The sequence below is a fragment of the Phocaeicola sp. GP0067 genome (assembly GCF_031119655.1).
In the GTDB taxonomy this organism is placed as follows: Bacteria; Bacteroidota; Bacteroidia; order Bacteroidales; family Bacteroidaceae; genus Phocaeicola; species Phocaeicola vulgatus.
On the sequence record NZ_JAVHZY010000034.1, the window covers coordinates 38,032 to 44,997 of the forward strand.

The 6,966-nt window shown below is 40.1% G+C and carries 5 protein-coding genes and 1 pseudogene; 3 read left to right on the plus strand and 3 right to left on the minus strand.

The genetic code is table 11. The features are described 5' to 3' along the window. Nucleotides 1–61: 61 nt before the first annotated feature. The 3 genes from RE317_RS18655 to RE317_RS18665 form a co-directional block, all read right to left on the minus strand. Nucleotides 62–1,258, minus strand: coding sequence for a PepSY domain-containing protein (locus RE317_RS18655; protein WP_032938917.1), 1,197 nt, complete (start codon nucleotides 1,256–1,258; stop codon nucleotides 62–64). Between the two features lie 16 nt (nucleotides 1,259–1,274). Then, complete coding sequence (locus RE317_RS18660) at nucleotides 1,275–2,675, minus strand: DUF4374 domain-containing protein (protein ID WP_117889382.1); 1,401 nt, start codon at nucleotides 2,673–2,675, stop codon at nucleotides 1,275–1,277. Nucleotides 2,676–2,917: 242 nt separating this feature from the next. Beyond that, complete coding sequence (locus tag RE317_RS18665; RefSeq protein ID WP_117873386.1) at nucleotides 2,918–5,218, minus strand: TonB-dependent receptor; 2,301 nt, start codon at nucleotides 5,216–5,218, stop codon at nucleotides 2,918–2,920. 310 nt (nucleotides 5,219–5,528) lie between these two features. Here RE317_RS18665 and RE317_RS18670 point away from each other — a divergent pair, with 310 nt between their 5' ends. The 3 genes and pseudogenes from RE317_RS18670 to RE317_RS18680 form a co-directional block, all read left to right on the plus strand. Then, on the plus strand, nucleotides 5,529–6,107 hold the full coding sequence (locus tag RE317_RS18670; RefSeq protein ID WP_011964920.1) for a DNA-3-methyladenine glycosylase I: 579 nt from the start codon (nucleotides 5,529–5,531) through the stop codon (nucleotides 6,105–6,107). A gap of 322 nt (nucleotides 6,108–6,429) precedes the next feature. Beyond that, nucleotides 6,430–6,780 (plus strand): transposase family protein, encoded by a 351-nt coding sequence (locus tag RE317_RS18675; RefSeq protein WP_005645980.1) that lies wholly within the window; start codon nucleotides 6,430–6,432, stop codon nucleotides 6,778–6,780. Between the two features lie 10 nt (nucleotides 6,781–6,790). Next, nucleotides 6,791–6,966 (plus strand): annotated as a pseudogene (locus RE317_RS18680) (DDE transposase); the annotation flags it as partial.

Genomic DNA, 6,966 nt, shown 5'->3' on the forward strand with positions numbered 1-6,966 from the left:
TTCACGACAACAGGTCATATGATAAAATTCTTTTCGCCCCCTAATCTTATAACAAAGATATTCAACTTACTCTTACTTTCTTTCTCCAAATACGTTTTATCCATAAATAGTATCCTGTCAATGGCAAGGTGGCTCCTATCAAAGCTGCTATAAACGTCAGTAAACGGGTAAGCATACCGCCCCAACTACCAACATGTACAGAATAGATCCATCCGCGAATCTTTCCAACCTTCTCAGCATCTTTATATAAAACTACCTCATCAATCTTACCTGTATGAGGATTGAATTTATAACGGTCGGAAGCACGTTGATTACCGAAGGTATTGAAAGAGACATTTGCTGCCCCATCTGATAAGGTTATCTGTTTGTAGCCGGGATTATTCAGGGCTAATTGTTCATAAACTTGTTGCCAACAAACATAGGACGAAGAATGAGAAACATTCTTTCCGGATTGGTTGCCGCCTTTCCCCCCACGCTGGGTCACCCCACCATGAGCACCTCCCTGCTGTACTTCCACGCCAAACACTTTATAGAAACCTGTCCGATACCATCCAAAAGACCATGTTAGCCCGGTAAGGGCCATAGCCAACAAAAAAAACAGCGCATACATACCACCTGCAACATGCAGGTCATACCAAAATCTTCTAAAGCCCCTGCCGACAGATATTCTTAAACTATTTTTCAAGGCTTTTCGTGTACGAGGCCACCAGATAACGATACCCGATATCAAAACCACGGCAAACAACAGGGTGCTGACACCTACAATCATTTTTCCCCAGAAGACTCCGCCATCCGCTTTCATACTGTCCAACAGCCAGCGATGCAGCCTGAACATAGTCACAAAAAATGCAGGACGTTCATATTTACCTTTAATCTCACCAGTATATTGATCCACATACATGAAAGCACGACGAGGCTTGGACAAATTCACCTGCCAAGCACGTTCCGGGTCAGAGAAAACATTGATTCCTGTGACAGACACACTGTCGGGTAACATGAGTTCTACCTCTTCCAATAATCGATCAACAGGAAGTGAAACTGCCTCTACCTTTTTTACATAATAAAGTTCATGCCTGACCAGTTCCATCACTTCATTTTCAAAAACCAACATGGCTCCCGAGAAGCAAATCAAGGAAATGATTAACCCGAAAGGAACAGAAAGCCAAAGATGTATTTGGCGAAATATTTTCTTCATAAAATCTTCGATACGATTCATAAAAAGAGTCTGCATAAGCACATACTGCCCGCAGACTCCCACTATATTATTACAATACTCAGTTCTGAGGTTGCAGTTTACCGACGCCACTGATTTGTGTCGCTTCTATAGAAACACCCCTTGTCGCTACCGCACCAACCGGATCTATTTTATAAATAGATGGATATCCTTCTGTTGTCGTTACAGCCATATAGGCATATCCATTCTCCACATACGGAGTATTGCCAAAGCCGGAGATCAAATCGGCAGAAGGCAAACCGGTTACATAAGTCAGTTTTCCGGTTTCTCCTTTATATATCGCTAACTGATTAGCAGTGAAACCAGTTTCAGTCAAGGGACGATCATACATCAACAACAAGAAATAATCTCCCGTAATATGCCAACAACGAATGAAAGATTTACCTCCGGTCTGCGCTTCAATACTATAATAATAATCAGGATCAAACTCTTCTGTTCCAACCTTTATACGTACTACTCCGGCATCCAAGGTAGTCTGCTGGCGCTTATCCTTCATGGTCTTCGCATAGCTAGGAGAAAATACATAAATATCACCATTATCTGCCGCCCAAATCGTTTGATAATACTGTGATTTAAAACGCCCGCAAGCATAACTGATCTTATCTGTTTCTATGATTTTTTTATTTGTCAGCGTTTCATCATCAAAAATAGCCACCCAACATTTATTGGGATATTGCGTCCATTGCAATTCACCTTTTTTATAACTGCTGCTATTGGAACCACCGTCTTCTGTCTTTACCAAATCATTATTGCCGGGAAGTATCCATTTTCCCCCGTCAGTGGCCGAACCATATTGACTTAACCCCATTGGAATAGCAGCACTATACAGTTTATTATTTCGTTCCAAGATGCCGGCCAAGGTTACATATTCTCCATTTCCCAAGAAGTTTTCGGACATATAAGCCTTATTTTGAGTATCATTCGTGGTAAATGTTTCAACAGATACGTCCAAATAAGAAAGCAAAAACATTTTTGGTAAATATCCATTCTCATCAGCATACGCAGTGGGTCCGTCACCGGTAGACGAGGTCATGATATATTTATCATAAATACCGTAAGTAGTAAATCTCTTTACGGCAAACTCCCCCGGACGAGCCTTTACTTCATTATTTGAATCCATGATATAAGAACGGGTCGTACCTGCATTTCCTTGATTATAAGTCAGTGCATAAAGATATTGATTCTTGTAAAACACCCATTGAGTTGCGCCATCATTCACAAGACCATTGTTCACTGTAGAAACAGTGCCTTTATCCAACGTTTCAGAAGTAAGCAGCACATTCGTTGTATTTCCAGACGCTGTGACCGACGATGCAATAACATACTCACCTTTAGCCTCGGTACCCGAACCGTAGTCCGGCTCATTATCCGTACATGCGCTCAACGCCATTCCTGCCATGGCAGTAGCAATAAATCCGTTCAATAAGAAATCTTTCTTCATTTTTATTCTTCCTGTTAATTTAAAATTCAATTAATTATAAACTCCTTTTTTCTAATCCTTCAGCAGCTACTAGATAACTCCTAATTATACCGCTGACGCTCCAATTCTGTGCCAGCAACCAGCCATTCAGTGACAGTAATTCGTGGATCAGTGGCAGTGATCGACTAATCAGCATCACTGATTAATAGACAAAGCAGGCTGAAGGGAGGCATGTTCTTATAAAAACCGTCACAAGTTCTTTTTTAATCGCCGAAACAAACACGCAGCTTGCCATAAAAAGCCCGACCTGCCTTCTGAAGACTAAAATTATCATACAGTTTCTCGTCTGTGAAGTTACGGCATTCCAATGATACGTTATACCGCCCTTTTTGCAAACTATAAGAAAGAGAGAGATTGTGTGAGAATTGATTCGGTACCACATAGTCCCCCTTATTCGAGCCTATTCGGGAAGAATAATAAGTAAAGCTATGCAGATATTGATTATCATAAGACACGGTCAACAGATTGCCTTTCTTTCCTAAATCCCGCCAATAAAAAGTAACATCCGAATCAGCAAACATATAGGGCAGATTCGGCATCCGTTCTTTATAAGCCAGATTTTCCGCACTGCTGGAAATAGATGTTTTCATATTGTCCCGTACATCCATTTTGGTAAAATTACCTCCTATACTCACCCAATTACCAAAACCGTAACGAGCAGAAACAGTATATCCTTTCGTCAATACTTTACCGTAATTAATATATTTCGCAGCATATTTACCACCACTCAAATCCGCAATATTACGCTGAATATAATCTTTTGTATTCCGATAAATCACTCCACCTTCCATATATACAGAATGCCTGCCAAATGTTCTGTTATAGCTCAAATTAAAATTCAAATTGTCACTACTCTCCGGTTTTATACTGATATCTCCCATTTCCAAATCCTCATCTCCAAACATTTCTTCAATAGTAGGCAGACGATATGCTTTTTCATATGACAATTTCGCCTGCAAACCGGGTAGAATGAAATAAGTTCCCGCAGCTCCATATCCTATGGAATTCATGTTTCGGGTAGTACGGACATAATCATCTTGATTCGTAGTCGTAGCCATAGGACCTGCCACATACAAACTATAATATTTTCCAAATACTGAGAGATTCCAATTATCAGACGGCATCAACCGATAGGACAATCCGGAGATATTCTTATGGGTTTCTTTAGCTATGGCATCCTCCGATTCCATCTTAGCCAACAAAGAAGTGTTAGAACGGCGGAAAGTATTCAACACATGATTAAAGGTCAGCATATGTATTTTCGCCAGACGGTAATTAACGGTTAATGTTCCATTCCAATTGTTATTATCCGCCCGTGAATATTGATTGGATTGTTCACCGGGTGAGTTCATTAATTTTCTATCACCCAACCAATTGTACTTATAGGAAGCTGTATCTATATTTGTCGTTGCATTTTTATTATAATTGGCAGTCAATGCCACATCCAGACCTTTGATGAATAAACCACGTTTACTATATTCCAATGACGGCATCAACGAATGTCCTTTACGATGCTTTTCCCCATAGACTATTTCCTGACGTACTCCGGTCTGTATCTCCTTATACATGTGTGAATAAGTAAAGCCCAACATCAATCTGTCTGCCCATTTCTTATCCACAATACCCATCTTACCTATAACCGCCTCATTATGATAGGTATCATTAAAGCGCTTCACACGTACCCTTTTATCTTTATCAATTCTTCCGGTTTCAAAGTCCTCTACCGGTGCGTCCACCTGATAATCATTATCCGAATAGTTTTGAAAAGCATTTATTTCATAAGTAAAGCCGTTTTTGAAAGTTTGTCCGAAATTCACATACGATTTATGCGTATTGAACGACCCGTATGAATAGGAGCCATCCAAAAACCAATTACGTTTCTTCTTATTGGTTACAATATTGATAACACCACCTATAGCATCCGTGCCAAATCCTACAGGAACCACCCCTTTATACACTTCAATCCTATCTGCAAAATTCACAGGAATATTATTCAAGCCAAAAGAGCTCCCTACTCCCTCCTGAGGTACACCGTCAATAAATATCTTCACATGTTTGCCACTGAAACCATCCAACATCAATTGCATATCCGAACCTACCCCACCCGACTCACGGAGTTTCATTCCCGGAGCTTTAGCCAAAGCATCACTCAGATTCTTGGTAGAATTCTGGAATTCTTTTGTATCTACAGCTATCGCATTGAATGCGGAACGTTTCACACGGGAAACCCCGTTAGACACCACTACCACTTCACCCAACTCAGTCACTGACGGGTCAATCATTACATTCATCTTAATTCTTTCACCATGAACTAAAGTTACAGGCTTTTCTATAGTCTTATATCCTATAGCCGAAACAACCAGCGTGTATTTCCCTGCCGGTGCATGAAGATGATAGATACCTTCTTCATTCGTTGTACAGCCATAAGTTGTACCCTTCAAATATACGGTTGCAAAATCTACGACTTCCTGTTTTTCTTTGGATATCACTTTACCGGATACCATTGTCTTAGGTTGTGCAAAGATAGATATCGCTCCGATTATAAAAAAAAGAGAGCCTAAACTGATCCTTTGTAACTGTCTTTTTACCATGAATACCTATAATTCTAAATTCTTAATTTTTGAGAATGCAAAGGTCCGTAAAAAGAAAAGAGGAAACAATCACCTGATATAGGTAATCTTTTCCCCCATTTTACGGAATATATATACTATACAATAACTTTTTATAGGTATTTATGCCACAAAATAGTCCTTTTAAATTTGGCATAATGCCATGAATCCACTACATTTGTTCCATATCACAAATATTAGAATTATGCAAGATATAACAAACGGACGTTGCGGTTGGTGCGGAACAGACGAATTGTATGTAAAATACCATGACCAGGAGTGGGGAAAGTTAGTTACCGATGACAAGACGCTGTTTGAGTTTCTTGTATTGGAAAGTGCCCAAGCAGGACTAAGCTGGATAACGATTCTTAAAAAAAGAGAGGGGTATCGTAAAGCTTTCTATAATTTTGATGCCGAGCTGGTAGCACAAATGACCGATGAAGACGTTGAGCGGCTAATGCAATTTGAAGGAATTGTAAAAAACCGTCTGAAAATCAAATCGACAATCACGAATGCGAAACTATTCCTTGCCGTACAAAAGGAATTCGGCAGTTTTTATAATTATACCCTGTCATTCTTTCCCGACAAAAAGCCGATTATCAACACATTCCGGTCATTGAGCGAGATTCCGGTATCCTCCCCCGAATCCGATGCCATGAGTAAAGATATGAAAAAACGAGGTTTCAAGTTCTTCGGAACTACAATTTGCTACGCCCATTTGCAAGCTTCAGGTTTTATCAACGATCATCTGACAGACTGTATTTGCCGGAAAGTTCCACAATAGAGTTTTTAAAATCTGCTGCCACTGCTACCACCTTTTATCGGAAACGCTGATGGATAAAGAGATTTAGGGGTGGTGGCAGCACCTTGTTTTATGTGTTGAAAAAGGATGTTGCCATCACTTTCTCATACTTCTCCATCTAAAACTTACAACTGATCCCAAGTTTTCAAACTGACCCGAAAATCCGCTGACCCTGAAATTCTTCATGTTCAGACTGGCTAGGCTATACGCTTAAAAGAAAGCTTACCAACCAGGAAAATCCGGCTCAGCGGAAATTTCTGGTTGTTAAGTTTTAAAATTAGCTACCTTTGCTTACCTTTGTTTTATGAAACCCGAACGACTCCTTCGTGCCATCCTTCCGGATGTGCTTATAGACAACTTTGATATTGTCAATTTCGACAAGAGTGCTGACCGTTTTGATATTTATCTTGATGAAAAAAAAGTTCAGCTAAAAGAAGATAAGACCAACCCGGATATCATATCCTATGGTTTTGGTGAGTACCGTACAATCCAAGACTATCCTATTCGTGGTCGCGCCACTTATCTCCATGTTCGTAAACGTAAATGGCTTGACAAGTCTTCCAATGAAATCTTCAGCTATGACTGGGATTTATCCGAATTTGACGGTACACGGCTGAATTCTGAGTTCGTTTCTTTTTTAAAAGAAGGAGATTGAATCTACTCCTGTGAGTATCTGTGTGCTTGCGGAACGTTATGGCGTAAAAGGGCAGACTCTTCGTAAACAATACAAGGAGAAAATCAGTGATTACCGGAACTGGGACCAACTCGAACATGCGCATGACTACCTCCTTTATCCTGAAAACATTGGAGAAAACCTTTCTTTGGATGAAACTTGCCTGAG